This is a genomic window from Pantoea sp. X-Soil-YNGN-775, from assembly GCF_059730575.1.
The window spans coordinates 78,762-102,991 of record NZ_AP035945.1; the positions used below are offsets into that span (position 1 = coordinate 78,762).

A 24,230-nucleotide genomic window follows, 5' to 3' on the forward strand; every position below is an offset into this window, starting at 1 on the left:
GCCAGCCGATGAAACAGACCGTCTGGTTTTTAACCCTGCCCGGGGTGATGGCGCTCGATCTGACGGGCCCGGCGGAGGCGCTTAAGCTGGTGGGCGATCGCTTTGTGCTGCGCTACATCGGACCGCAACCGCAGGTGATCTGCTCCACCGGGATGACCATCGGCGGGATTGAGCCGTTACCGGCAGCGTTGCCGGCCGACAGCCTGCTGGTGGTGCCTGGTGTTTATGACTCGCAGATCTGTTATGCCATGCCCGAAGCGCAACAGGCGCGCCAGTGGCTGAAGCAGCAGCAGGCAGCGCTGCGTTCACAGGCCCTGATGCTGGTCTGCGTCTGTTCCGGTGCGCTGCTGGCCGCGCAGGCGGGGTTGCTGGATGGCGTTCGCTGCACCACCCATCACGAAGTCATCGATCGGCTGAAAGCGGCTGCGCCGCAGGCTCGGGTACAGGAAAATCGGGTGTTTGTCGGGCATGACAATATCTGGACCAGCGCCGGCATTACGGCGGGCATCGATCTGGCACTGCATCTGATTAATCAGCTGTGTGATACGCCGACCGCGCTGGCGGTAGCGCGTGAAATGGTGGTGTGGTTCCGCCGCGCCGGTGACGATCCGCAGCTTTCACCCTGGCTGCGTTACCGTAACCATCTGCATCCGGCGGTTCATCGGGCGCAGGATGCGATGATTGCCCATCCTGAACACAGCTGGTCGCTGACCGAGCTGGCGGCGCGGGCGCACGTCAGCAGTCGCCATCTGGCGCGGCTGTTCCGCCAGCATCTGGGCATCAGCGTGCGCGAATACCATGAACAGCTGCGGGTCAGCATTGCGCGCCAGCATCAGCAGCAGGGTAAATCAGCCGAGAAAGCGGCGCTGGCGGCCGGGTTCTCTTCGGCACGCCAGCTGCGTCGTGCCTGTCAGCGTGACGCCGATCAGCTGACGAAGTGACGTTTATCAACGCGTTTAAGCACTATCGCCAGCAGCAGGCTGCCGCCCAGCGTCACCCCGAATACCCACGGCAGATCGAACCACGGACGCGACATATCATCGTAGTGATGGGTTCGCAGATAGTGGATAAACAGCGCGTGAAAACCGTAGATCGGCAGGGAATAGCGCGCAATCAGCGATAAACCCGGCAGCGCGCGCTGGTTAAGGGCATTTTTAAACACCAGCAGTAAGCTGATCGCCGCGATAAACACCAGCGGTCCGCAGTAGAGATACCAGGTGTCGTTAAACGCGCCGTTGTCCCGTAACGCCTGTTTTGTTCCGAGCGCAATGCCAATCACACAGGCGATAAACACCCCGCTGGCAACGGGCGTCAGCCCGCGTTTTTCCGTCTCCATGGTGCCGATAGCCCGCCCTAACAGCGCATACAGCAGGTAATAAATGCTGTCGCCGCTGACATAGAGATTGACCGGCAGGAAGTGAAACGGCCCCAGCGACTGACTGACGGTGTTCGGATTGGCCAGCACCGCCAGCACCAGCACCAGCAGCGCCACATAGCGCGCCTGGACCGATTTCACCTGAATCAGCGGCGACATCAGATAGATACCGATCAGCGCGAAGAAAAACCACAGGTGATAAAACACCGGTTTTTGCAGCATTTTCAGGATCGATCGGCCTTCACTGATCGGCGTCAGCCAGGTGATATACGCCAGTGACACCGCGCTGTAGAACAGCAGACACAGCACCAGCCGGATCATATGACGCGGCTGGGCGCTGCGTTCGCCAAAAAACAGGTAGCCGGAGATCATGAAAAACAGCGGTACGCAAACCCGCGAGGCGGAGTTCAGCAGATTGGCGACGTCCCACGACGTGCCGGTGACCGCCATCGGCCCGGTGATATACCAGGTCGTGGTGTGGATCACGATCACCATCAGGCAGGCAACCGCGCGTAAATTATCGATCCAGTAAATCTTCTGCGGCATGGCGTCCTCTTGCGCATAACGTCCGTGCGGAGAAGGGTAGCCAGGCGCGGCGGTGGCAACAACCTTTGCCGGCAGGATTCGGAGCCCTCTGTATGGTGGCAAAAGGACGCGACAACCAAACCGCGCCGCAACCGTACAGGATTTCCGGCTGCACATCGCGCGGTCAAAGGGTATACTGTCGCACTCTTTTTTCATCTAGCCAATCGCGTGCAAATTCAACATGCAAAAGTTTGATACCAAGACCTTTCAGGGCCTGATCCTGACCTTGCAGGATTACTGGGCACGTCAGGGCTGCACCATTGTTCAACCGCTGGACATGGAAGTAGGCGCTGGCACTTCGCACCCAATGACCTGCCTGCGCGCACTCGGCCCGGAGCCGATCGCCGCAGCTTACGTGCAGCCGTCACGCCGTCCGACCGATGGTCGCTACGGTGAAAACCCGAACCGCTTACAGCACTATTACCAGTTTCAGGTGATCATCAAACCGTCACCGGACAACATTCAGGAGCTGTATCTCGGGTCGCTGAAAGAGCTGGGTATGGACCCGACGGTGCATGATATTCGCTTCGTGGAAGATAACTGGGAAAACCCAACGCTGGGTGCCTGGGGACTGGGCTGGGAAGTGTGGCTCAACGGCATGGAAGTGACGCAGTTCACTTACTTCCAGCAGGTGGGCGGCCTGGAGTGTAAACCGGTGACCGGTGAAATCACTTACGGTCTCGAACGTCTGGCGATGTATATCCAGGGCGTCGACAGCGTCTACGATCTGGTGTGGAGCGACGGTCCGCTGGGTAAAACCACCTACGGCGACGTGTTCCATCAGAACGAAGTGGAGCAATCCACTTATAACTTCGAATACGCCGACGTGGATTTCCTCTTTACCTGCTTCGAGCAGTACGAGAAAGAGGCGCAGCACCTGCTGGCGCTGGAAAAACCGCTGCCGTTGCCCGCCTATGAACGCATTCTGAAAGCCGCACACAGCTTCAACCTGCTGGATGCGCGTAAGGCGATCTCGGTCACCGAGCGTCAGCGCTATATTCTGCGTATCCGCACCCTGACGAAAGCCGTGGCTGAAGCTTACTACGCCTCTCGCGAGGCACTGGGCTTCCCGATGTGCAATAACAAAAAGTAAGAGGCAGCCATGACTGAGAAAACCTTCCTGGTGGAGATCGGCACCGAAGAGCTGCCACCAAAAGCCCTGCGCAGCCTGGCGGAAGCCTTTGCCGCGCAGGTCACTGCGGAACTTGATGCCGCCAATCTGAACCACGGCGACGTCAGCTGGTTTGCCGCACCGCGCCGTCTGGCGCTGAAAGTGGCGAACCTGAGCGCCTCACAACCCGATCGGGAAGTGGAAAAGCGCGGCCCGGCGGTCAGCGCAGCGTTTGACGCCGACGGTAACGCCACCAAAGCCGCAGAGGGCTGGGCACGGGGTAACGGCATCACCGTTGATCAGGCTGAACGTCTGAGCACCGACAAAGGCGAGTGGCTGGTCTATCGCGCTCAGGTTAAGGGCGAAGCGGCCCAGGCTTTGCTGCCGGCGATGATCGCCACCGCGCTGAGCAAACTGCCGGTGCCAAAACTGATGCGCTGGGGCGACAGCGACGTACAGTTCGTTCGTCCGGTTCACACCGTGACGCTGCTGCTGGGCGATGAGCTGATTCCCGCTACCATTCTGGGCGTGGACTCTGCGCGCACCATTCGTGGCCACCGCTTCATGGGCGAGCATGACATTACTCTCGACAACGCCGATCAGTACCCGGACGTGCTGGAAAAACGCGGCAAGGTGATCGCCGACTACCAGACCCGTAAAGCGATGATCAAGGCCGATGCTGAAGCCGCCGCCCGTCGTCTGGGCGGTAATGCCGATCTCAGCGACAGCCTGCTGGAAGAAGTGACCTCGCTGGTGGAGTGGCCGGTGGTACTGACCGCCACCTTTGAAGAGAAATTCCTTAAGGTGCCGGCTGAAGCGCTGGTCTACACCATGAAAGGCGATCAGAAATATTTCCCGGTATATGACGATAACGGCAACCTGCTGCCGAACTTCATTTTCGTCACCAATATCGAATCCAGCGATCCGCGCCAGATTATCTCGGGTAACGAGAAAGTGGTGCGTCCGCGTCTGGCCGATGCGGAATTCTTCTTCAATACCGACCGTAAAAAGCGTCTGGAAGATCATCTGCCGCGCCTGGAAACGGTGCTGTTCCAGAAAGAGCTGGGCACGCTGCGTGACAAAACCGATCGCATCCAGGCGCTGGCCGGCTGGATTGCCGGTCAGATTGGCGCTGATGTTAATCATGCGACCCGCGCGGGCCTGCTGTCGAAGTGTGACCTGATGACCAACATGGTGTTCGAGTTCACCGACACCCAGGGCGTGATGGGGATGCACTATGCCCGTCACGATGGCGAAGCCGAAGATGTGGCCGTTGCGCTGAATGAGCAGTATCAGCCGCGCTTTGCCGGTGACGATTTGCCTTCCAGCCCGGTTGCCTGTGCGCTGGCGATCGCCGACAAAATGGATACGCTGGCCGGCATTTTTGGCATTGGTCAGCATCCAAAAGGCGACAAAGATCCGTTTGCCCTGCGTCGTGCCGCACTCGGTGTATTGCGCATCATCGTCGAGAAAAATCTGCCGCTTGATCTGCAAACCCTGACCGAAGAAGCGGTGCGTCTGTATGGCAGCAAGCTGAGCAACGCCAGCGTAGTGGATGATGTGATCGACTTTATGCTGGGTCGCTTCCGCGCCTGGTATCAGGAAGAAGGTCACAGCATTGATACGCTGCAGGCGGTGCTGGCGCGTCGTCCGACCCGTCCGGCTGACTTCGATGCCCGCATGAAAGCGGTATCGCACTTCCGTACGCTGAATGAAGCCGCTGCGCTGGCCGCCGCCAACAAGCGCGTCTCTAACATTCTGGCAAAATCGACCGAAACGCTGAATGACAGCGTGCAGGCGTCACTGCTGAAAGAGAATGAAGAGATCCAGCTGGCGACGTTTGTTACCGCGCTGAGCAGCAAGCTGCAGCCGTACTTTGCGGAAGGACGCTACCAGGATGCGCTGATCGAACTGGCGCAGCTGCGTGAAGCCGTGGATAACTTCTTCGATAAAGTAATGGTTAACGCTGACGATCCGGCGGTGCGGGTTAACCGCCTGACGCTGCTGGCGAAACTGCGTGAGCTGTTCCTGCAGGTGGCGGATATCTCGCTGCTGCAATAATGCTATTTGTTGTGCGGAAAAGGGACGAGCTATCGTCCCTTTTTTTATGGCCGTGGCGGCGCACCGCGCCGGCCTGTTACGCCGCAGGCGGCGTTGTCCGGGCAAAACTCTCACGCTGAAACAGCGTTTCCGCCAGTTTCACCAGTGCCGGCCGCTCCACGCACCAGTTTGGTACCACCCGCCGGAAATTGAGGTAGCCGATCATGCAGCCAGTGGCGATATCGGCCAGGTTGAGCTGGCCGTTATTGAGCCATTTCCCCTCGGTGGCGATGCTTTCCAGCATATCAAGACTGCGCTGGATTTTTTCCCGGTTACGCAGCAACACCTCTTCCGACTGCTGAGCGCCTGGCCGCATCTGCTCACGCACGATCACCAGCGCAGCGTCGCTGACGCCATCCGCCAGCTTCTCCAGCTGGCGAATCTGCAGTGACTGATGGGGATCGGCAGGCAGCAGGGCGGGCGCATCGCCGCGCAGCTCCAGAAACTCAGCAATGATGCTGGAATCGAACCAGATTTGCTGATCGTCAGCCACCAGCGCCGGGACTTTTCCCAGCGGATTGTAGTGCGGAACGTGACTGTCATCGCTGTAGGGCGATGCGTTAACGAACTCAAAGATAATGCCTTTTTCCAGCATGATGACCGAAATCTTACGCACAAACGGGCTGGTATAGCTGCCAATCAGTTTCATCGGGTTTCTCCAGGTTAGCTACGATTCGCCAGGAAACATAAACGGGTTAAGGCTGCTGCGGGCAAAGCCTTCCTGCTCCATCCGGGCATCCAGCACCAGCGACGCCAGATCGTCGGCGACCGGTTCGATAGCCGGGTCTTTTTCCTGATACAGCATCTTCAGATAGGTGCCGCAGTCGCCGCAGCTCTCCGCTTTCACCGCCGCGTGCTCACTGTCGAGCGACCAGTAATGCAGATCGCGGGTCTGTTCGCACTGGGTGCATTTACTGCGCACCACGTACCACTCGCTCTCGCACAGGTTGCAATGCAGATAACGTGCGCCATCATGGCTACCCATATGCACCACACTGGCGACCGGCATACTGGCGCAGACCGGACAAAACTGACGCTGGTCGCCCATTTCGGCGCGCGCTTTGCCCGGGATCATCGCGGCCATCTGCGCCCAGTAAAGCGCCAGCGCCGCCCAGATAAACGGCGCCTTGTCGCTGCTGACCTGCGCATATTCGCCGGCAAACAGCGCGCTGGCCAGCGTTTCCAGCTCAGTCGCAGAGGCTTTCTCCAGGTTTTCCAGCACCGCCAGCGCCTGGCCGCTCATTTCGGGCTTCAGTTCGGCGATCAGCGAGTGCAGCAATCGGTGCCAGTGGGTATTGCGCGGCAGCGTATGGATATTCAGCGGCGGCTTGCCCTCACTGGCGCTCTGAACCAGCCGCGCCTGCAGATCCATATGCAGCGGATGATCATACAGCACGATTTCCTGCGCTTCGGCGATCACCGCGGCAAAACGCAGATAGTCGCCCAGTGGATTTTTAGCCGCCAGGTCGCGCAGTCGCGCAGCCCGACGGCTGTACAGGTTTTTCAGCCGTGGAAAAAGTAACGGCGGAATCATCTCCGCCGTCGTTTTTTCGCTCTTCTCCAGCTGATCTTGCGGGATAATGCGAATACTCATCAGGGGCGTTTTTCCTGTTTAAGAGGCTGATTACGCTGCTCACGGTACCAGCGCGGATGATGCTGTCTGGCCCAGTCGGAACTGACCCAGCCCTCTACCATCGCCGTCAGGGTGCCTTTGATCCACAGCGCGGCATAAACATGCACCATGATCATCAAAATCAGCGCCGTGGCGGAAACCGAATGCACCACCAGTGCCAGTCTAATCAGCGGAATAGTGAATGCACCGGCGAAGTAAGGACGCCAGATCACAATGCCACTGCCCAGCAGCACGACTAAGCAGATGATAGCAGCCCAGAACACACACTTCTGACCAAAGTTATATTTTCCGGTATCACCGACCTCTTCATTCAGCGCGATACGGTGAATATTTCTGGCCCAGTAGAGGTCGTCGCGATTGACCAGATTATGCCGCCAGTAGCGTAAAAACATCAGCATAAAGGCGGCAAACATCACCACACCCACAAACGGATGCAGAATGCGCGCCAGCTGTGGCGTGCCGAATATCAGCATCAGCCAGTTGAAAGAGGGGAAGAAAAAGCCTAACCCGCTCAGCGACGCCAGCACAAAGCATACGGCGACAATCCAGTGATTAATGCGTTCTGCCGGGCGATAACGCACCAGGCGATCGGAAGTTTTCATGATTTGCGCTCCTGCGACTGATCGTCGTCGTCATCGTTGTGGTGTTCGGCGACCCGGTTCGGGCCAACGCCGACATAGTGGAACAGCGAGGCGGCGAAGGTGGCGGCAAAGCCGACGGCGGCCACCGGTTTCCAGATGCCTTTCCAGAAGGTGACGGTCGGGCTGATGTGCGGATCGGCCGGTAAACCGTGGTAGCGCTGTGGCTGACTGGCGTCATGCAGGACATACATCACGTGGGTGCCGCCAACGCCAGCCGGGTTATACACCCCGGCCTGGGCGTAACCGCGTGTTTTAAGTTCAGCCACGCGTTCAGCGGCCAGCGTCAGCATGTCGCTTTTGCTGCCAAAATGAATGGCACCGGTCGGGCAGGTTTTAACGCACGCCGGCTCCTGGCCGACGCTGACGCGATCGACACACAGGGTGCATTTGTAGACGCGGTTATCCTCTTTATTCAGCCGGGGCACGTTGAACGGGCAGCCGGCGATACAGTAGCCGCAGCCGATACACTGCTCTGACTGGAAATCGACGATGCCGTTGGCGTACTGAATAATGGCACCCGCCGACGGACAGGCTTTCAGGCAGCCGGGATCGGCGCAGTGCATACAGCCATCTTTGCGAATCAGCCACGCCAGCTTGCCGTCCTCCTCCACTTCGGAGAAACGCATCACCGTCCAGGCTTTAGCACTTAAATCGGTGGGGTTGTCATAAATCCCCACGTTATGCCCAACCTCAGCGCGGATGTCGTTCCACTCTGAGCAGGCCACCTGGCAGCCTTTACAGCCAATGCAGACGGTGACGTCGATTAATTTAGCGACCTGGCGCTGATGATCGCGCGCCTGCGGCGGCGGGGTGAATCCATTGGTCGCTGAGCGACGAATAATATCTTGTGATTGGTAAGCCATCGTCATCCACCGTTACGCTTTTTCCACGTTCACTAAAAATCCCTTGTATTCCGGGGTCTGTGAGTTGGCATCGCCAACTGAAGGGGTCAGCGTATTGGCGAGAAAGCCTTTGCGCGTGGTGCCTTCGAAGCCCCAGTGACAGGGAATGCCCACGGTATCGACCGGCTTGCCGTCGATCATCAGACGTGGCAGGCGGCGCGTTACCACCGCTTTGGCTTTGATATAGCCACGACGTGAGGTCACCCTGACGCTGTCGCCAGCGCGTATTCCTTTCTCTGCGGCCAGTTCGGTGCCGATCTCGACAAACTGCTCCGGCTGCGCAATGGCGTTCAGCAGGGCGTGTTTGGTCCAGTGGCGGAACAGTTCGGTAATCGAGTAGGTGGTCGCCACGCACGGGAAGTCAGCCGCTTCGCCCAGTCGGGCCGCATCGTTGCGGAACAATCGCACCACCGGACTGTGCCGCTGCTGCGGATGCAGTGGATTGTCCGCCAGCGGGCTTTCCATCGGTTCGTAGTGTTCCGGGAACGGGCCATCAGCCAGTTTGTCGAGCGCAAACAGATGGCCGAGACCATCGGGCTGCATGATAAACGGTCCGGCCTGCTGCTGTGGCGACAGGGTCAGCGGATAATCTGGTACATCAATGCCGTGCCAGCGTGCGCCATCCCATTCAATCAGGCGGCGATGCGGATCCCAGGCTTTGCCGTCGGCATCGGCAGAGGCGCGGTTGTAGAGAATGCGCCGGTTAGCGGGCCAGGACCAGGCCCAGCCGGAGATGGCCCCCAGGCCGGAAGGATCGGCGTTATCGCGCCGCGCCATCTGGTTGCCCTGTGGGGTCCAGCTGCCCGCGTAGATCCAGCAGGCACTGGCGGTGGTACCGTCATTACGCAGTTCCGAGAAGCCGTTAAGCTGCTGGCCTTTCTTCAGCAGCAGCGTGCCGCTGTTATCATAAATGTCAGCCAGCGCCCGGCCATTGCTCTCCTGCGCCACCTCTTCCGGCGACGGGTTGGCGGGGTCGTGGTAATCCCAGCGCATGGCCATCAGCGGCTCGGGGGCGGTGCCGCCCTCCTGACGATAAAGATCGCGCAGGCGCAAAAACAGATTGCCGAGAATTTTGCCGTCGTGCAGCGCTTCAGCCGGCGGCTCGGCGGCGGCCCAGTGCCACTGCAGCCAGCGCGAGGAGTTCGCGACTGAACCCGCTTCCTCAGCGAAACAGGAGGAGGGCAGGCGGAACACCTCGGTCTGAATATCAGCTGGATCGACGTCATTGAACTCATCATGATGCTGCCAGAAGCTGGCGGTTTCAGTGCTGAGCGGGTCGATCACCACCATATATTTCAGGCGCGACAGGGCGCGACAGGCTTTATTTTTATCCGGGAAGGCCGCCAGCAGGTTAAAGCCCTGAATCAGGCAACCGTTCAGCTCGCCCTGCTCCATCATCTCCGCCTGCGCCATGCAGTCGTAGCTTTTGTCCCACTTCGGCAGCCAGTGGTAACCCCATTGATTCTCCGCGGTGGCGTTATCGCCATAAAAACTTTTCATCAGGCTGACGAAAAATTTGTCACTGTTCTGCCAGTAATTAACCTGGCCCGGCAGCGGGGCCGCAGGCGTCGCCTGCTGCAGATAGCTCGCCAGGGTGGGCATTTTCTCTGACGGCAGCGGCAGATAGCCCGGCAGGCTTTGTGCCAGCAGGCCAAGATCGGTAAAGCCCTGCACATTGGAGTGGCCGCGCAGCGCATTGATGCCGCCACCGGGCATACCAATATTGCCGAGCAGCAGCTGGATCATGGCGGCGGTGCGGATAATCTGCGAACCGTTGGTGTGATGGGTCCAGCCGAGCGCATACAGGATAGTGGCAGTGCGATTGGGCACGCTGGTGGCGGCCAGCTGCTGGCATATGCTGAGGAAGCTCTCCTGCGGCGTACCGCACAGGCGCGCCACCATTTCCGGCGTATAGCGGCTGGCGTGAGCCCTGAGCAGGTTGAGCACGCAGCGCGGATGGCTAAAGCTCTCATCGCGTTGCGCATGGCCGTTTTCGTCGAGCGCATAGCGCCAGCTCTGACGATCGTAATGGCGTGATGCGGTATCGTAGCCGCTGAACAGACCGTCGCTGAAGCTGTAGCCCTCATCAACAATCAGCGCGGCGTTGGTGAAGGCGCGCACATACTGGTGCTGAATGTGGTCATGCTGCAGCAGATAGTTGATCACCCCCATCAGGAACACCACGTCGCTGCCGGCGCGTAGCGGGGCGTAGAGATCGGCGACCGCGGCAGAGCGGTTAAAGCGTGGGTCGACCACAATCACCTGGGCCTGGTTGTGAATTTTGGCTTCAATCACCCATTTAAACCCGACCGGATGCGCCTCGGCCGGATTGCCGCCCATGATCATCACCACATTGGCGTTTTTGATGTCGTTCCAGTGATTGGTCATCGCGCCGCGCCCAAAGCTCGGTGCCAGTGCGGCCACGGTGGGGCCGTGACAGAGCCGCGCCTGATTCTCCAGCGCCACGATGCCGAGCGCGCGCGCAAATTTTTGGTCGAGCAGGCCGGTCTCGTTGCTGGCGGCGGATGAACAGAGCATCGCGGTGGTTGGCCAGCGGTTAACCGTCAGTCCGTCGGCGTTGCTGGTCTGGAAATGGGCGTCGCGATCCTGCTTCATCAGCCGGGCGATGCGCTCAAACGCCTCCTGCCAGCTGATGCGCTGCCATTTATCGCTGCCTGGCGCGCGGTATTCCGGGTATTTCAGCCGCTGCTCACTGTGGATAAAGTCGAGCACGCCGGCCCCTTTTGGACAGAGTGAGCCGCGACTGACCGGATGATCGGGATCGCCTTCGATATGGTAAATCGAGGCGCTGGCATTTTTCGCACCGTCACCCAGGCTGTAGATCAGCATGCCGCAGCCAACCGAACAGTAGGTGCAGTTATTGCGCGTTTCTCTGGCGCGAATCAGCTTATATTCTCTGACGCCTGCCAGGGCATTTACCGGGGCAAAGCCTAATAATGCTGCGCTGGTGCCAGCCAGACCGCCGGCACAAATTTTGAAAAAACTTCGTCTGCTTACTTGCATTGATTATTCTTCTTAATTAACTCCATTGCGAATCAATGCAAAATAGCAGCCCTCCCTGTATGTAAATTGACCCGGGTCAACAGGTTAGTCATTAGTAATCCATTTTTTACATAGTGTTAAAATTTCTCTGACAAAAAAGTCCTGTTACTCCCCCGTTATGGGTAGCAGACAACGACGATCGCAGCCGGAGGCTGACCGCGGTTAACGCGCGAGAAATAATCATTCTCATTCGACCGCCAGCGGGCGCAATCTGTGCAATCGGAACCGCATCAATTGCCCCGTGGTTTATTTGCGCTGCTCTCTGCCAGAGGGCAAAATTAGCCGCAGTGGTGCTGTTTTTGTGCAGCAGCGCGGTCAGTTCTCTTTCATATTTTGTTAACAACAGGTCGTACCCTTTGAACGTTATTCCGCACACCTCCGACGAAGATTTAACAATTCAGCCCGGCCTCAGCGAGGCCCAGGTGTGGCAACGCGCTGACCTTGCGGTGGCGCAGCCTGACTGGCTGGCGGAAGAAGTCCCGGTGGCACTGGTCTACAACGGTATTTCCCACGTGGTGATGATGACGACGCCAAAAGATCTGGAGGCGTTTGCGCTGGGTTTCTCGCTGTCGGAGGGGATTATCGACGCGCCGGAAGACATTTTCGGGATGGATGTGGTGCCGGGATGTAACGGCATTGAGGTGCAGATTGAACTCTCCAGCCGCCGTTTTATGGCGCTGAAAGCGCAGCGTCGGGCGATGGCCGGTCGCACCGGCTGCGGCGTCTGTGGCGTGGAACAGTTGGATCAGATTGGCAAACCGCTGTCGCCCTTACCGTTTACCCAGACCTTTGCTCTGGCACAGCTGGATCGGGCGCTGGGCCAGCTGAAAGATTACCAGCCGGTCGGGCAGAAAACCGGTTGTACCCACGCCGCTGCGTGGATCCAGCCGGATGGCCAGCTGGCGGGCGGCTGTGAAGATGTCGGCCGTCATGTGGCGCTGGATAAGCTGCTGGGCTACCGCAGCCAGTCAGACTGGGGCGATGGCGCGGTACTGGTATCCAGCCGCGCCAGCTATGAAATGGTGCAGAAATCGGCGATGTGCGGCGTCGAAATCCTGTTTGCGGTTTCGGCGGCGACGCGGCTGGCGGTTGAGGTCGCTGAGCGATGCAATCTGACGCTGGTCGGCTTCAGCAAGCCGGGACGCGCGACCGTTTACAGCCATCCGCAGCGCCTGATTTAAACCACCATCACCTGCGGCAGCGCCTGCTGTAAGGCGGCCAGCGCCGAGGAAACCTCACCGCCGCCATCGGTAATCAGCGTGCTAATCGCCTGCGGTGGCGCGTACACCGTGCGGCTGACCACGCCCAGTTTGCTGTGATCAGCCAGTAAAACGGTGGTGGCGGACTGCTGCACCATCGCCCGGGCAATCGCCGCTTCGTGCGGATGAAAACTGGTGGCACCGCGACTGGCGTCAATGCCGACCGGCGACAACAGCGCAACATCAGCGCGATAACGCACGATCTCTCCGACGGTAATTTCGCCGCGCGTCTGCTGCGCGCCGGCTGACAGTGTTCCGCCCAGTAAAATAATCTCGTTACCCAGCACGTCATGCTCCTCGCCGGCGCTGAGTGCCAGCGCAGCCTGCAGACTGTTGGTGAGGATGGTCAGGCCGGAGAGCGCGCGCAGCTCCCCGGCTAACAGGGTGGTGGTGCTGCCTGCATCAATAAACAGCGTCTGTCCCGGCTGCAATAACTGGGCGGCTGCCCGGGCAATGGCGCGTTTTTCTCTGGCCTGCGCGGCACGGCGTACCGTCAGCGGCGGCTCCGGCGGCGACTCAATCGCTACCAGGCCTCCGTGGACGCGGCGTGCCTGCCCCAGCGCTTCCAGCTCAATAATGTCGCGGCGTGCGGTTTCACGTGACACCCCCAGCTCCCTGATGATGCGATCGGTGCTGACCTGATTTAAGGTGGTCAGCAGAGCACGAATGCGCTGAAGACGCGTTTCCTGCAGCATGGTCGGTTCCTTATAAGCGCAGTGCGAAAGACGGCTGAATCAGTGACTAAGCTTACCTTAGCGCCCGGATGCCGTCATGTGTATTTGGTTGTATTTGTGTATTTGGTTGCATTTTTAGCGCAGGCAGGCATGATGGGTTATCAGTCTCAACCACTTCACCTCGCAACGGGAGTTACCATGGCCACGCGTTCCACTATTATGGATACCAACAGTTTTCGGGCCGAACATGCGGATGCGCTGGATAGCGACACCCGTAAAATGACCGAAAAACGCAGCAAAGTGCTCGGCGAATCCTATCGCCTGTTCTATCGTAAGCCGGTGCATCTGGTGCGCGGTGAAGGGCAATATCTGTGGGACGCAGCCGGCGACAAGTATCTTGACGTCTATAACAACGTGGCGAGTATCGGTCATTGCCATCCGGCGGTGATTGAGGCGGTGACGCAGCAGATGAAAATGCTGAACACCCACACCCGTTATCTGCATGAAAATATCCTCGATTACAGCGAAGCGTTGCTGGCCACCACGCCCGCGGCAATCGATCGCGCTATGTACATGTGTACCGGCTCCGAGGCAAACGATCTGGCGATTCGCGTGGCGCGCGCCTTTAGCGGCGGCAGCGGCATTATCGTCAGTAAAGAGGCGTATCACGGCACCAGTGAGCTGACCTCCGGCGCTTCACCGGCGCTCGGTAGCGGGCAGCCGCTGGCCCCGACCACCCGGCTGGTGATGCCGCCCGATGCATATCGGGTTGATGCGCCCGATCTGGGCGAATGGTTCGCCGATCAGATTCAGCAGCAGATTGATGATATGGCTGCGCACGGCATTAAATTTGCCGGTTTTCTGGCGGATTCGATTTTCTCATCCGACGGCGTACTGCCCGATCCGCGTGGTTTCCTGAAGCGCGCCGTGGAGGTGGTGCATGCTAACGGCGGCATTTTCATCGCCGATGAAGTGCAGCCGGGCTTTGGCCGTACCGGCGATGCCTTCTGGGGTTTTGGTCGTCACGATGTGGTGCCGGATATCATCACCACCGGAAAACCGATGGGCAATGGCATTCCGGTTTCGGGCCTGCTGGCCAAAAGTGAGGTGCTGGCAGCCTTCAGCGACTCAATTCCTTACTTCAATACCTTTGGCGGTAACCCGGTAGCGATGGCGGCAGCGCAGGCGGTGCTGAACGTGATCACTGAAGAGGGTTTGCAGGAGCATAGCCGCGTGGTCGGGGCGAAGCTGCTGGCCGAACTGCGCAGCCTGATGGATCGCTACGACTGTGTCGGCGATGTGCGCGGAGCTGGGCTGTTTATTGGCTTTGAGCTGGTCACCGATCGTGACAGCAAAACGCCTGACAAAGCGCTGGCGCTGGACCTGATTGAGAAACTGCGTGAGCATCGGGTGCTGACATCGGTCGCCGGCCCGTATGGGAATGTGCTGAAACTGCGTCCGCCGTTGGCGTTTCAGCAGGGCGACATCGACTGGCTGGTTGGCGCGCTCGACAGCGCGCTGCGCGAGCTGGGTCGCTGATCCCCGCCAGCCAGAGAGACGCTGAGGCTGCCGCCACCTCGCGCAGAAGCAAGTGCAAAGCCGCCTGAAAAGCGTCATGCTGGGCGGCAGTCTGTAAAAACAACGGGTTGCTTTTGCCGGATTGCTCAAATCCTTATGGTTAATAGGGCATTGATTACCCTTTTACGCTACATGAATTTAACTATAATGATTCGACTGCTTACGCGGCACGTCCCGAATTCGTCGTGCTGCTCAAATACTAAATGGAGAGGAAGAACATGAGTTATTCACTGCCATCCCTGCCTTACGCATACGACGCACTGGAACCGCATTTCGACAAGCAGACGATGGAAATCCATCACACTAAACATCACCAGACCTATGTCAACAACGCGAACGCGGCGCTGGAAGGCACTGAATTTGCCAATCTGCCGGTCGACGAGCTGATTACCAAACTGGATCAGCTGCCAGCAGACAAAAAAGGCCCACTGCGCAACAACGCTGGCGGTCACGCTAACCACAGCCTGTTCTGGAAAGGCCTGAAAACCGGCACCACCCTGCAGGGCGACCTGAAAGCCGCCATCGAAAAAGATTTCGGCAGCGTGGAAAAATTCCAGGAAGAGTTTGAGAAAGCCGCAGCAACCCGTTTCGGTTCTGGCTGGGCGTGGCTGGTTAAAAAAGGCGACAAACTGGCGGTCGTTTCTACTGCTAACCAGGATAACCCGCTGATGGGCGAAGCGATCGCCGGCGTTTCTGGCTACCCAATCCTCGGTCTGGATGTGTGGGAACACGCTTACTACCTGAAGTATCAGAACAAGCGTCCTGACTACATCAAAGCGTTCTGGAACGTGGTTAACTGGGACGAAGCTGCAGCGCGCTTTGCTGCTGCTCAGTAAGCCATCTTTGCGTTAACGTGATGATAATAAACCGGTGGACGCGTTCCGCCGGTTTTTTTTCGCCTTAATTCCCGCCAGGCTTAATTAAACCAAAAATAAACAAATTGCCGGTTTAAAGCGGGATGCTTTTTAAGCTTATGGCACATTAACCTGCCGTTGATAATGGTTGTTTTATCCTCAGTGACATTCCTGCTAACTGTGTGTCGCTAACTATGTCAATTATAACTACTCACCCGACCCGCACTGATTCATCTGCTTCGCTATTTTTTCAGTTAATCAGTGGTAAATATATCCCCAATAAGCTCTGGCTGAGTAAGCGTTTTCGGCTGAAATTTGTGTTAAGGAGCTTAATATCGCCGCTGACAACGCTGCGTTATTTACATCAGCTGTCGCATTTACCGCAAATCGGGCTGCTGATGAGCACCCAGGGGCTGCTACCCGCCAAGCTGCACCGGCCTTATCTGCGGGCTGGCATCAGCATTGCGGCGCGTGCACAGGCGATTCTGGATCACTATACCCTGATGAATAATCTGCCGAATCCGGCGTTACGCCAGCTGTTGCAAAGCAGCGGTGATAATTTACTGGCGTCGCTGAACGGTAAAAATGACGAGACGTTTTTACTTTCCTGCAGTTCGGGTTATTTCGATCGTGAGGGCGAAGTGACGCTGGTGCTGCGTTATAACGGCGAAATTATTGCCTCGCTCTCGTTCTCGATTATTAACGAGCATAAAAAACGCACTTTATTAATTGGGGGATTACAAGGGCCGCGTAAACATATCAGCAATGAGATTATACGTGAGGCGACTAAAGCGGCACACGGTCTATTTCCGAAACGCCTGTTAATGGAGGTGGTGTTTATTGTGGCACGGCAGTGTGGAGTAGAAAATATTCTGGCAGTCGGCGATGAAACCCATGTTTTCCGTAGCTTGCGCTATCGTCACAGTAAAGGAGATAAGTTCTTTGCCAGCTATAGCGAATTCTGGCTGTCGCTGAACGGAGAGGCGCGCCGGGATGGGATGTTTACGCTGCCGTTAAGTCTGCCACGTAAAACCCTGGAAGAGATTGCCAGCAAAAAGCGTGCAGAGTATCGCCGCCGTTACCAACTGCTGGATGCGCTGGCGGAGCAGGTTGATGCTGCCGCCGGCGAGCACAGGATCGATCAGGCTGCCGCCTGATCGCCCACTCAGAACGCGGTTTTAGCGAAGCCGGTCATCGCCTGCAGACCCATTTCACGTCCCAGCGCGGTCATTGGATGCACCACCACCAGGCCGCGCACGCTTTTTTTCAGCGCGCCCAGGTTCGCCTGCTCTTTCTTAGTGATTTCGCGGCTGAAGCCCATCTTTTGCAGCTTCTGCGCTTCGGCACTCAGCTTCTCGACGCGCTGATTACGCAGGCGCTCAATCTCCGTGACCAGCGTCTCTTTTTCTTTCAGCAATGCGCCCAGTTTCTCGACATCACCCGATTCAAGTAACTGTGGCTCTTTGCGGTTAAGGGCGTCCAGCTGATCGCTGAGACGTTTGATTTCGTTCTTTTCTTGCTCTTTCATGACAACAACTCGTTGAGGAAAACAGGCAAAGGATACACCAAATCGGGCGCATATTCCCGGTGAGGTTACAGCGATATCAGGTGCCGGTCGGGCACCTGATAGATTTAATTGGCGGACTTTTTGAAAGCCTGCTTCAGGCTGATGCGGGAGATCAGCTCGGTGAGCGACAGCACCATGGTGGAACGCACCATTTGCAGATAGCGCTGCTGTTGCATGCTACGCAGCTCTGCATCCTCGGTGTGAAACACCGGCGCTGGCGGCCAGGCGGTCACGCAGTGTAACTCGCCAAACGGCCCGAGGATCTCATCGTCGGTAAAGCGGTAATCACCGGTGTCGTGATTCAGTTCCTCGCGCAGCGCCAGCAGCAGTTCACAATCTTCATATTCGTGCCGGCTGATGACGCCGAGTCCGTAAATCAGCTTGAGGCGCACCGACAGTTCGCCCAGCGGACCATTGCCCAGCAGCAGCGGTTCTACCGCGTATTTGACGGCGTAATCGTCTTTGCGGAACACCTGCAGCACCAGCAAATTGACCGCTTCAGCCAATAGCTCAACGGCGGCGATCAGAAAGCTTCTCACCGAGCGACCGGCGTTCAGGCGCTCAAGCACCCGGTTCTCAAAAGCTTGCTTCTGTTCCATTATTGCCTGCATAGGTTCAATACCGCCGTTGGGCGCAGGCAAACTGCGCCCGGCTTGCGTCACTAACACGCGCGCATTATGCCATAGCGTGCCAGGCGCTCACCACAGAAGCCACCACTTCGCTGTTGGCGTCCAGCCCGGAAATTTCAGCCAGCGTGGCCTGTGGGCCTTTCTCTGCCAGCAGCGCAGCCAGCTCCTGAGCCTGCGGGTCCTGATCGCTGTGATAGTGCATCGCGGCCGCAATGCCCTGTACCAGACAGGCGTGCGGCAGGCCATACTCCAGCGTACCCAGCGTCGGCTTGATCAGGCGATCGCCCGCGCTCAGCTTACGTAACGGCTGGCGGCCGACCCGCTCAACATCATCTTTCAGATAAGGATTTTCAAACCGGCCGAGGATTTTCTGGATATAAGCCGCGTGCTTTTCGGCGTCAAAATCGTAACGCTTAATCAGCACGGCGCCGCTCTCTTCCATCGCGCCTTTAACAATCGCCCGCACTTTTTCATCAAGGATCGCATCGCGGATAGTCTGGTGACCCGCCAGCTGACCAAGATAAGCGGTGATGGCATGACCGGTATTCAGGGTGAAAAGTTTACGCTCGACGAAGGCCATCAGGTTATCGGTCAGCTCCATGCCCGGAATGGCGGGCAGATCGCCTTTGAACTGGGTTTTATCGACAATCCATTCACTGAAGGTTTCTACCGTTACTTCCAGCGGATCGGTGCTGCCGGCTTCGGAAGGCGGCACGATGCGATCGACCGCGGAATCCACAAAACCGACATGCTGCTCCAGCCAGGCGTGATATTGCTGCGGCAGTGCCTTCAGCACATGTTGTTTCAGCTGGCTGGTACCGCGCACCATATTTTCACAGGCGATAATGTTTAACGGACGGAGATTACCGTTGTCGCTGCGCTTAGCCAGACCTTTGGCGACGCTGGCGGCGATGCGCTCCAGAATCTGCGGGCCAACCGCCGTGGTAACGAGATCAACCTCTGACACCAGCGTGATAATCTCATCGCTGGTGCTGTTCACTGCGCTGACGCCTTTTACCGTTTCCACTTTAGCCTGTTCGCCAACCACATGAACGGGATACTCATGACGCGCGTTGAGTGCATCCAGCACCACCTGATTCACATCAGCAAAAACCAGTTCGATACCTGCATCCGCCAGTAATTTACCGATGAAGCCGCGACCAATATTTCCTGCTCCGAAATGTAACGCTTTCATAATTTTTGACCCATATCAAATGACGAAGGGGCGGGCACGCCCGCCCCAGGAATCGGGACGGGCCTGACCGCCCCAGGGAAGATAATCCGTTTAAATTATGCGGTAGCCGGTTTGCCTGACAGCAGATCCAGCACGTCCTGCACGCTGGTAGTGTTGGCCAGCTTTTCAATCACGCTGTCGTCGTCCAGCGCGTTGGTCAGGCTGGTGATCACCTGAATGTGCTCGTTATTGCGGGCAGCAATACCGATAACCAGCCGCGCCACATCTTCCGCATCATCACCGAACTGCACGCCTGCCGGATACTGGCAGAATACCACGCCGGTTTTCAGCACCCGGTCTTTCGCCTCAACCGTTCCGTGCGGTACGGCAATCGACTCACCGAGGTAGGTTGGCGTCAGTTTTTCACGTGCCAGCATCGCGTCAATATACTCCGGCTCAACGTAACCGCCCTTCACCAGCTGTTCGCCGGCAAAACGAATCGCCTGCTCTTTGTTGCTGGCGCTCAGGCCGAGGAACACGTTGTCCGCACCCAGTTTAAACAGGTGCGCGTTGCCTTCGTCGTAGCTGTCTGACAGTGCAGTCTTCACCGTTTCACGGTGGACTTCGCTGCGGTTAGCCGCCACCAGACGCTCGGTCAGGGTGCTGTAGAGCGCGCTGTCGAGGAAGTTATTCAGCGAGATATGTTGCGCATGAGGCGCCTGACGAATTGCACGCTCGGTCAGGTCACGGTGGGTAATCACCAGGTCGACATCACCCGGCAGGGCGTTAATCGCGGTGTTGGTTACCGACACGTTGCTTAACCCGGCATCCTGCACCTTCTTACGCAGTACGCCTGCGCCCATGGCGCTGGAACCCATGCCGGCATCACAGGCCACAATGATTTTACGCACGTGGTGCAGCTCAACGCTCATTGCATCGCTGGCAACCGCTGCGCCTGCGGTAGTCTGGCCTTTAGACTGCGCTTTCATGTCCTGCATGCGTTTTGTTGCGGCTTCGATATCGTCATCTTCTTTCACTTTGCTGGTTTTCAGCAGGATGGCAGAGACTACGAAGGAAACCGCGAATGCCGCGATGATCGCCGCGATATTGGCGAAGTAAGCGCCTTTTGGCGTCATCGCCAGCACGGCGAGGATAGAACCTGGTGAAGCAGGGGAGACCAGACCGCCATTCAGCAGCGTCAGGGTAAAGACGCCCGTCATCCCGCCGAGGATCACCGCCAGCAGCAGACGCGGCGCCATCAGTACATACGGGAAGTAGATCTCATGGATGCCGCCGAGGAAGTGGATAATCGCCGCGCCGCCCGCAGACTGTTTCGCACTGCCACGACCAAAGAACATGTACGCCATCAGCACGCCCATGCCGGGACCTGGGTTGGCTTCAATCAGGAAGAAAATTGATTTGCCCGCTTCGCTCGCCTGCTGGATGCCGAGTGGCGAGAAGATGCCGTGGTTAATGGCGTTGTTCAGGAACAGGATTTTCGCCGGTTCGACGAAGATGGAGGTTAATGGCAGCAGGTTATTCTGCACCATCAGGTTTACGCCCGCCGCGAGGATGTGCGACAACCCTTCAACCAGCGGACCGATAGCCAGGAACGCCAGCAGCGCCAGCAGCATACCGATAATGCCGGCAGAGAAGTTGTTGACCAGCATCTCGAAGCCGCTTTTGATTTTGCCGTCGACGACCCGGTCAAACGATTTGATCGCCCAGCCGCCCAGTGGACCGGCAATCATTGAGCCGAGGAACATCGGCATATCGGCACCAACAATCACCCCCATGGTGGTGATAGCACCGACCACGCCGCCGCGATCGCCGCCAACCAGACGTCCACCGGTAAAGCCGATCAGCAGCGGCAGCAGATAGGTGATCATCGGGCCAACCAGTTTGGCTAACGTTTCGTTAGGAATCCAGCCCGTTGGAATAAACAGTGCAGTGATGATACCCCAGGCGATAAACGCCCCGATATTTGGCATCACCATATTACTCAGAAAGCGACCAAAGCTCTGTACTTTGACCTTCACTGATGAGGACATAAACCCACCCCTTATTGAGACGCGCTGCAATAGGAGAGCGCGCTTGTTTTTGTTTAGCCACCCCGGCAGTCAGCCGATGGTATTACTGTATGCAGCCGGACTCTATCACGCGAATATGACGCTGCGTAGCGGCCGAAATAAGTGTGATTCAGATCACGTAATGCTGGTGGTAGCGGGGGTATTTTTAGTGATTAAGATCACAAAACAAACTAAGAACAGTCTTAAGTTGGCGAAACTTTAACCGCAAAACTGGCTTATCTGTGACGATTGTCACAATTGGAAAGCGGCAGTTTGTTATAACTATGTGACTTAGATCACAAACTATTTTTGGTCAAAAATGCGCCCGATCACACTTTGGACCGGCCAGCAGAAAGCAGGGGGAGAGTAAGGATCAAACGGAGAGAGAGAAGGGCAGGCGATCGACGCCTGCCGCTAAACGAGGTTACTGCAAACCACCCTGAACGGCACGTTGTGCCTGGGTCAGCGCCTGGGCATTGGCGGATAAGGTGCTCATCAGCGCGTTATATTGCGAAGCCTGCTCCTGGGTCGGGAACTGTACGCCGCCATCGTTAAAGCTGACGCGGGTGCCCTGGGTTTGCAGGAAATCACCGGTCTGCACCGCCGCCTGGCTCAGCGCCTGCAGCTGTGGCAACAGCGGAATAAGCTGATTCGCCGGCACGGTGACCACTTTGTTGTAGGCGGTATCGTAGACTTTTTTCAGATCATCAGACTGCTTCAGGGCCGCTTTGCTGCTGTCCGCCTGCATTTTGGCGCTTTCAATCTGTTGAGTGACAATTACCAGCGCACTGTTTGCCTGGCGCAGCGAATCGCGACGATTAAGGTAGTCCTGCGGCACGCGAATGGCAGAAAGCTCATCCACCACCGGACGCATACCCTGATCGACCGCTTTATTCGCCTGCTGCGAGAAGCCATACAGGATGGCGTAATCACCGGCAAAATTGCCAAAACTCTGTTTTTGGTTTTCGCTCAGGCTCGGCAGGTGCTCGCCACTGCGCATCACGGTATTCTGCAGAAAATCGATAAATGCTTTGCGCTGCTCGCCTTCTTTATCACCGCACGCGGTGAGTTGCAGCACGATCAGCGCGCTAGCGACTAAAAACGCGCCGCGCGCCCAGAGGCGTGTGAGTCCTAAAGCCATACGTTCAACTCCTGTCAGTGAAACTGGCTGATGTCCAGGTAAGAATGGCCTAAAGAATAGAACAAACCCGCGTCGCGGCACAATGTGAAACCATCACTGATATGCAGCCGATCGCGGTTGTCTGCTGCCGGGCAGGATGCGCGACACATTCGATGAGGTTGTGGTGGTCATCACGGCCGTTGTCCGCCCGCCTCCGCAACCGCCTCCGCAACCGCAGACCAGCGGCAGCATAACGCGTTGCAGCTGCGCTAAGACGGCCTCAGAACACCACGGCCTGCCCATCTTTACGGCTTTCGGTGGCGGCGATATAGAAGCCCTGCGGATCGCGGACAATCGCCTGGGCACCGCCAAAGTTATAGTTGCTCAGCGGATCTTCCAGCAGCACCTGGTGGCCCATGCGGCGCAGAGTGCTAAGGGTATTGCGGTCAAGAGTCGATTCAAATACCACTTCACGGCCCTGTTCCACCCGCCAGCGCGGCGCATCGATCGCGGCCTGCGGATTCTGCCGATGCAGCATAATCCGCAGCGCCAGTTGCAGGTGCCCCTGCGCCTGCATCGGGCCGCCCATCACACCAAACGACATCAGTGGCTGACCCTGACCGTCCAGCGCGAAGGCGGGAATAATGGTATGGAACGGCCGCTTGCCGCCCGCCACCACGTTGGGATGATGCGGATCGAGTGAAAAGCCCGCGCCGCGGTTCTGCAGGCTGATACCGGTATCCGGCACTACCACGCCCGATCCAAAACCCATGTAGTTAGACTGAATAAATGACACCATCATGCCGCTGGCATCGGCGGTGGAGAGATAAACCGTGCCACTTTGCTGCGGAGCACCAAACGCGTAATCACCCGCCTGTGCCGGATCGATTAACCCGGCCCGCTGGCGGATATAGTCCGCGCTCAGCAGCCGGTCCGCCGGGAACTCAAGGTGATCTTCATCACTGACGTAGCGCGTCAGATCGACCAGCGCCAGTTTCATCGCCTCAATTGACAGATGCAGCCACTGCGGTGAGTCGGGCGCATAGCGGCCAATGTCCCACTCTTCGAGGATACCGAGGGCGATTAAGGTGGCGATGCCCTGACCGTTAGGCGGCAGCTCCTGCACCGATCCGCCGGCAAACGGACGTGACAGTAATTTCACCCAGTCAGCGCGATGCTTGCTGAGATCGTCCAGCGTCAGGGCGGCACCGTGCTCGCGGGCAAAGGCCACCATTTTCTGCGCCAGTTCACCGCGATAAAAGCTTTCCCCCTGGCTCGCGGCAATCTGCTGCAAAGTGCTGGCCTGCGCCGGGTTACGGAACAGTTCACCGATGCGTGGCGGACGGCCCTGCGGGGCAAAACAGTCGCTGAAGCCAGGCTGATGCCGCAGCTTGTCGTAGCCGCGCTGCCACAGCTGGCCAATCAGCGGCGAAACCGGAAAACCGTGGCGCGCATAGTCAATCGCCGGCTGGGCTAAGGTGGTGAGCGGCAGCGTGCCGAAGCGTTGGGCCAGCGCCACCCACGCCGAAACGGCACCGGGCACCGTGACCGACTCCCAGCCGATCTCCGGCATCACCTGATGTCCGGCAAAGCGTTGCGGGCTCCAGGCGGCTGGCGCCCGCCCGGAGGCGTTCAGGCCGTGCAGTTGCTGGCCATCCCAGACAATGGCGAAGGCGTCACTGCCGATGCCGTTGCCGGTCGGCTCGACCACGGTCAGCGCGATAGCGGTGGCGATGGCGGCGTCCACCGCATTACCGCCCTGTTGCAGCATTCGAATGCCGGCCTGGGCCGCCAGCGGCTGTGAGGTGGCGACGGCATTACGCCCCATCATCGGCACCCGATGGGAGGCATAACTCACATTGAAATCGACTTCACTCATCGCTGTTCCTTTTGATT

Annotated in this window: 20 protein-coding genes; 7 read left to right on the top strand and 13 right to left on the bottom strand. The window is 57.9% G+C overall.

The genetic code is table 11. From position 1 onward, the window contains the following. The first annotated feature begins 8 nt into the window (after positions 1 to 8). Entirely contained in the window at positions 9 to 941 is a 933-nt protein-coding gene (locus AC6I8I_RS00365; RefSeq protein ID WP_312054853.1) for a GlxA family transcriptional regulator, read from the top strand. On the opposite strand, the gene AC6I8I_RS00370 is transcribed toward AC6I8I_RS00365, so the two are convergent. Beyond that, the gene (locus AC6I8I_RS00370; protein ID WP_312054851.1) at positions 926 to 1,921 is read right to left on the bottom strand and encodes an acyltransferase; all 996 of its coding nucleotides are present in this window, start codon (positions 1,919 to 1,921) and stop codon (positions 926 to 928) included. The two genes, AC6I8I_RS00365 and AC6I8I_RS00370, sit on opposite strands and share 16 nt — an antisense overlap. Positions 1,922 to 2,141: 220 nt before the next feature. Here AC6I8I_RS00370 and glyQ point away from each other — a divergent pair, with 220 nt between their 5' ends. Further along, positions 2,142 to 3,053, top strand: coding sequence for a glycine--tRNA ligase subunit alpha (glyQ, locus tag AC6I8I_RS00375; RefSeq protein ID WP_031375581.1), 912 nt, complete (start codon positions 2,142 to 2,144; stop codon positions 3,051 to 3,053). A gap of 9 nt (positions 3,054 to 3,062) precedes the next feature. Beyond that, positions 3,063 to 5,132, top strand: coding sequence for a glycine--tRNA ligase subunit beta (gene glyS / locus AC6I8I_RS00380; RefSeq protein WP_312054849.1), 2,070 nt, complete (start codon positions 3,063 to 3,065; stop codon positions 5,130 to 5,132). A 76-nt stretch (positions 5,133 to 5,208) separates the two neighbouring features. Here the strand turns inward: glyS and AC6I8I_RS00385 are convergent, their stop codons facing one another. The 5 genes from AC6I8I_RS00385 to fdnG are packed head-to-tail and all read right to left on the bottom strand — an operon-like array spanning position 5,209 to position 11,371. Next, positions 5,209 to 5,820 (bottom strand): glutathione S-transferase, encoded by a 612-nt coding sequence (locus AC6I8I_RS00385; RefSeq protein ID WP_312054847.1) that lies wholly within the window; start codon positions 5,818 to 5,820, stop codon positions 5,209 to 5,211. 18 nt (positions 5,821 to 5,838) lie between these two features. After that, positions 5,839 to 6,765 (bottom strand): formate dehydrogenase accessory protein FdhE, encoded by a 927-nt coding sequence (gene fdhE, locus AC6I8I_RS00390; protein WP_497828223.1) that lies wholly within the window; start codon positions 6,763 to 6,765, stop codon positions 5,839 to 5,841. Then, the gene (fdoI, locus tag AC6I8I_RS00395; RefSeq protein ID WP_312054843.1) at positions 6,765 to 7,406 is read right to left on the bottom strand and encodes a formate dehydrogenase cytochrome b556 subunit; all 642 of its coding nucleotides are present in this window, start codon (positions 7,404 to 7,406) and stop codon (positions 6,765 to 6,767) included. The genes fdhE and fdoI overlap by 1 nt, the downstream gene beginning before the upstream one ends. Continuing rightward, positions 7,403 to 8,308 (bottom strand): formate dehydrogenase subunit beta, encoded by a 906-nt coding sequence (gene fdxH, locus AC6I8I_RS00400; RefSeq protein ID WP_312054842.1) that lies wholly within the window; start codon positions 8,306 to 8,308, stop codon positions 7,403 to 7,405. The genes fdoI and fdxH overlap by 4 nt, the downstream gene beginning before the upstream one ends. 12 nt (positions 8,309 to 8,320) lie before the next feature. Then, entirely contained in the window at positions 8,321 to 11,371 is a 3,051-nt protein-coding gene (gene fdnG, locus AC6I8I_RS00405; protein ID WP_497828224.1) for a formate dehydrogenase-N subunit alpha, read from the bottom strand. 395 nt (positions 11,372 to 11,766) lie between these two features. On the opposite strand from fdnG, the gene fdhD reads away from it, so the two are divergent. Further along, positions 11,767 to 12,591: a formate dehydrogenase accessory sulfurtransferase FdhD gene (gene fdhD / locus AC6I8I_RS00410; protein WP_409455981.1), complete on the top strand. Its 825-nt coding sequence runs from the start codon at positions 11,767 to 11,769 to the stop codon at positions 12,589 to 12,591. Here the strand turns inward: fdhD and AC6I8I_RS00415 are convergent. After that, on the bottom strand, positions 12,588 to 13,364 hold the full coding sequence (locus tag AC6I8I_RS00415) for a DeoR/GlpR family DNA-binding transcription regulator (protein WP_497819504.1): 777 nt from the start codon (positions 13,362 to 13,364) through the stop codon (positions 12,588 to 12,590). The genes fdhD and AC6I8I_RS00415 overlap by 4 nt on opposite strands. Before the next feature lie 177 nt (positions 13,365 to 13,541). Here AC6I8I_RS00415 and AC6I8I_RS00420 point away from each other — a divergent pair, with 177 nt between their 5' ends. The 3 genes from AC6I8I_RS00420 (at position 13,542) to AC6I8I_RS00430 (ending at position 16,932) form a co-directional block, all read left to right on the top strand. After that, positions 13,542 to 14,882 (top strand): aspartate aminotransferase family protein, encoded by a 1,341-nt coding sequence (locus AC6I8I_RS00420; protein ID WP_497828225.1) that lies wholly within the window; start codon positions 13,542 to 13,544, stop codon positions 14,880 to 14,882. 257 nt (positions 14,883 to 15,139) lie between these two features. After that, on the top strand, positions 15,140 to 15,757 hold the full coding sequence (gene sodA / locus AC6I8I_RS00425; protein ID WP_312054836.1) for a superoxide dismutase [Mn]: 618 nt from the start codon (positions 15,140 to 15,142) through the stop codon (positions 15,755 to 15,757). 212 nt (positions 15,758 to 15,969) lie between these two features. Then, on the top strand, positions 15,970 to 16,932 hold the full coding sequence (locus AC6I8I_RS00430; RefSeq protein ID WP_312054834.1) for a VirK/YbjX family protein: 963 nt from the start codon (positions 15,970 to 15,972) through the stop codon (positions 16,930 to 16,932). An 8-nt stretch (positions 16,933 to 16,940) separates the two neighbouring features. Here the strand turns inward: AC6I8I_RS00430 and AC6I8I_RS00435 are convergent, their stop codons facing one another. The 6 genes from AC6I8I_RS00435 to AC6I8I_RS00460 form a co-directional block, all read right to left on the bottom strand. Beyond that, positions 16,941 to 17,303, bottom strand: coding sequence for a YibL family ribosome-associated protein (locus tag AC6I8I_RS00435; protein ID WP_031375572.1), 363 nt, complete (start codon positions 17,301 to 17,303; stop codon positions 16,941 to 16,943). Positions 17,304 to 17,407: 104 nt separating this feature from the next. Beyond that, entirely contained in the window at positions 17,408 to 17,953 is a 546-nt protein-coding gene (gene mtlR / locus AC6I8I_RS00440; RefSeq protein ID WP_312054831.1) for a mannitol operon repressor MtlR, read from the bottom strand. 64 nt (positions 17,954 to 18,017) lie between these two features. Continuing rightward, positions 18,018 to 19,166, bottom strand: coding sequence for a mannitol-1-phosphate 5-dehydrogenase (mtlD, locus tag AC6I8I_RS00445; RefSeq protein WP_312054829.1), 1,149 nt, complete (start codon positions 19,164 to 19,166; stop codon positions 18,018 to 18,020). Positions 19,167 to 19,261: 95 nt separating this feature from the next. Continuing rightward, the gene (locus AC6I8I_RS00450; RefSeq protein WP_312759204.1) at positions 19,262 to 21,196 is read right to left on the bottom strand and encodes a PTS mannitol transporter subunit IICBA; all 1,935 of its coding nucleotides are present in this window, start codon (positions 21,194 to 21,196) and stop codon (positions 19,262 to 19,264) included. Positions 21,197 to 21,638: 442 nt separating this feature from the next. Then, complete coding sequence (locus tag AC6I8I_RS00455; protein ID WP_497828226.1) at positions 21,639 to 22,355, bottom strand: DUF3053 domain-containing protein; 717 nt, start codon at positions 22,353 to 22,355, stop codon at positions 21,639 to 21,641. Positions 22,356 to 22,614: 259 nt separating this feature from the next. Beyond that, a complete protein-coding gene (locus AC6I8I_RS00460; protein WP_497828227.1) occupies positions 22,615 to 24,213 on the bottom strand; it encodes a gamma-glutamyltransferase family protein in 1,599 nt (532 codons plus the stop codon). Between the last annotated feature and the right edge of the window lie 17 nt (positions 24,214 to 24,230).

Excerpts from the sequence above, each read along its gene's own strand:
- AC6I8I_RS00365 (WP_312054853.1), top strand. The coding sequence starts at position 9 with ATGAAACAGACCGTCTGGTTTTTAACCCTGCCCGGGGTGATGGCGCTC.
- AC6I8I_RS00370 (WP_312054851.1), bottom strand. The coding sequence starts at position 1,921 with ATGCCGCAGAAGATTTACTGGATCGATAATTTACGCGCGGTTGCCTGC.
- glyQ (WP_031375581.1), top strand. The coding sequence starts at position 2,142 with ATGCAAAAGTTTGATACCAAGACCTTTCAGGGCCTGATCCTGACCTTG.
- glyS (WP_312054849.1), top strand. The coding sequence starts at position 3,063 with ATGACTGAGAAAACCTTCCTGGTGGAGATCGGCACCGAAGAGCTGCCA.
- AC6I8I_RS00385 (WP_312054847.1), bottom strand. The coding sequence starts at position 5,820 with ATGAAACTGATTGGCAGCTATACCAGCCCGTTTGTGCGTAAGATTTCG.
- fdhE (WP_497828223.1), bottom strand. The coding sequence starts at position 6,765 with ATGAGTATTCGCATTATCCCGCAAGATCAGCTGGAGAAGAGCGAAAAA.
- fdoI (WP_312054843.1), bottom strand. The coding sequence starts at position 7,406 with ATGAAAACTTCCGATCGCCTGGTGCGTTATCGCCCGGCAGAACGCATT.
- fdxH (WP_312054842.1), bottom strand. The coding sequence starts at position 8,308 with ATGGCTTACCAATCACAAGATATTATTCGTCGCTCAGCGACCAATGGA.
- fdnG (WP_497828224.1), bottom strand. The coding sequence starts at position 11,371 with ATGCAAGTAAGCAGACGAAGTTTTTTCAAAATTTGTGCCGGCGGTCTG.
- AC6I8I_RS00415 (WP_497819504.1), bottom strand. The coding sequence starts at position 13,364 with ATGCTGCAGGAAACGCGTCTTCAGCGCATTCGTGCTCTGCTGACCACC.
- AC6I8I_RS00420 (WP_497828225.1), top strand. The coding sequence starts at position 13,542 with ATGGCCACGCGTTCCACTATTATGGATACCAACAGTTTTCGGGCCGAA.
- sodA (WP_312054836.1), top strand. The coding sequence starts at position 15,140 with ATGAGTTATTCACTGCCATCCCTGCCTTACGCATACGACGCACTGGAA.
- AC6I8I_RS00430 (WP_312054834.1), top strand. The coding sequence starts at position 15,970 with ATGTCAATTATAACTACTCACCCGACCCGCACTGATTCATCTGCTTCG.
- AC6I8I_RS00435 (WP_031375572.1), bottom strand. The coding sequence starts at position 17,303 with ATGAAAGAGCAAGAAAAGAACGAAATCAAACGTCTCAGCGATCAGCTG.
- mtlR (WP_312054831.1), bottom strand. The coding sequence starts at position 17,953 with ATGCAGGCAATAATGGAACAGAAGCAAGCTTTTGAGAACCGGGTGCTT.
- mtlD (WP_312054829.1), bottom strand. The coding sequence starts at position 19,166 with ATGAAAGCGTTACATTTCGGAGCAGGAAATATTGGTCGCGGCTTCATC.
- AC6I8I_RS00450 (WP_312759204.1), bottom strand. The coding sequence starts at position 21,196 with ATGTCCTCATCAGTGAAGGTCAAAGTACAGAGCTTTGGTCGCTTTCTG.
- AC6I8I_RS00455 (WP_497828226.1), bottom strand. The coding sequence starts at position 22,355 with ATGGCTTTAGGACTCACACGCCTCTGGGCGCGCGGCGCGTTTTTAGTC.
- AC6I8I_RS00460 (WP_497828227.1), bottom strand. The coding sequence starts at position 24,213 with ATGAGTGAAGTCGATTTCAATGTGAGTTATGCCTCCCATCGGGTGCCG.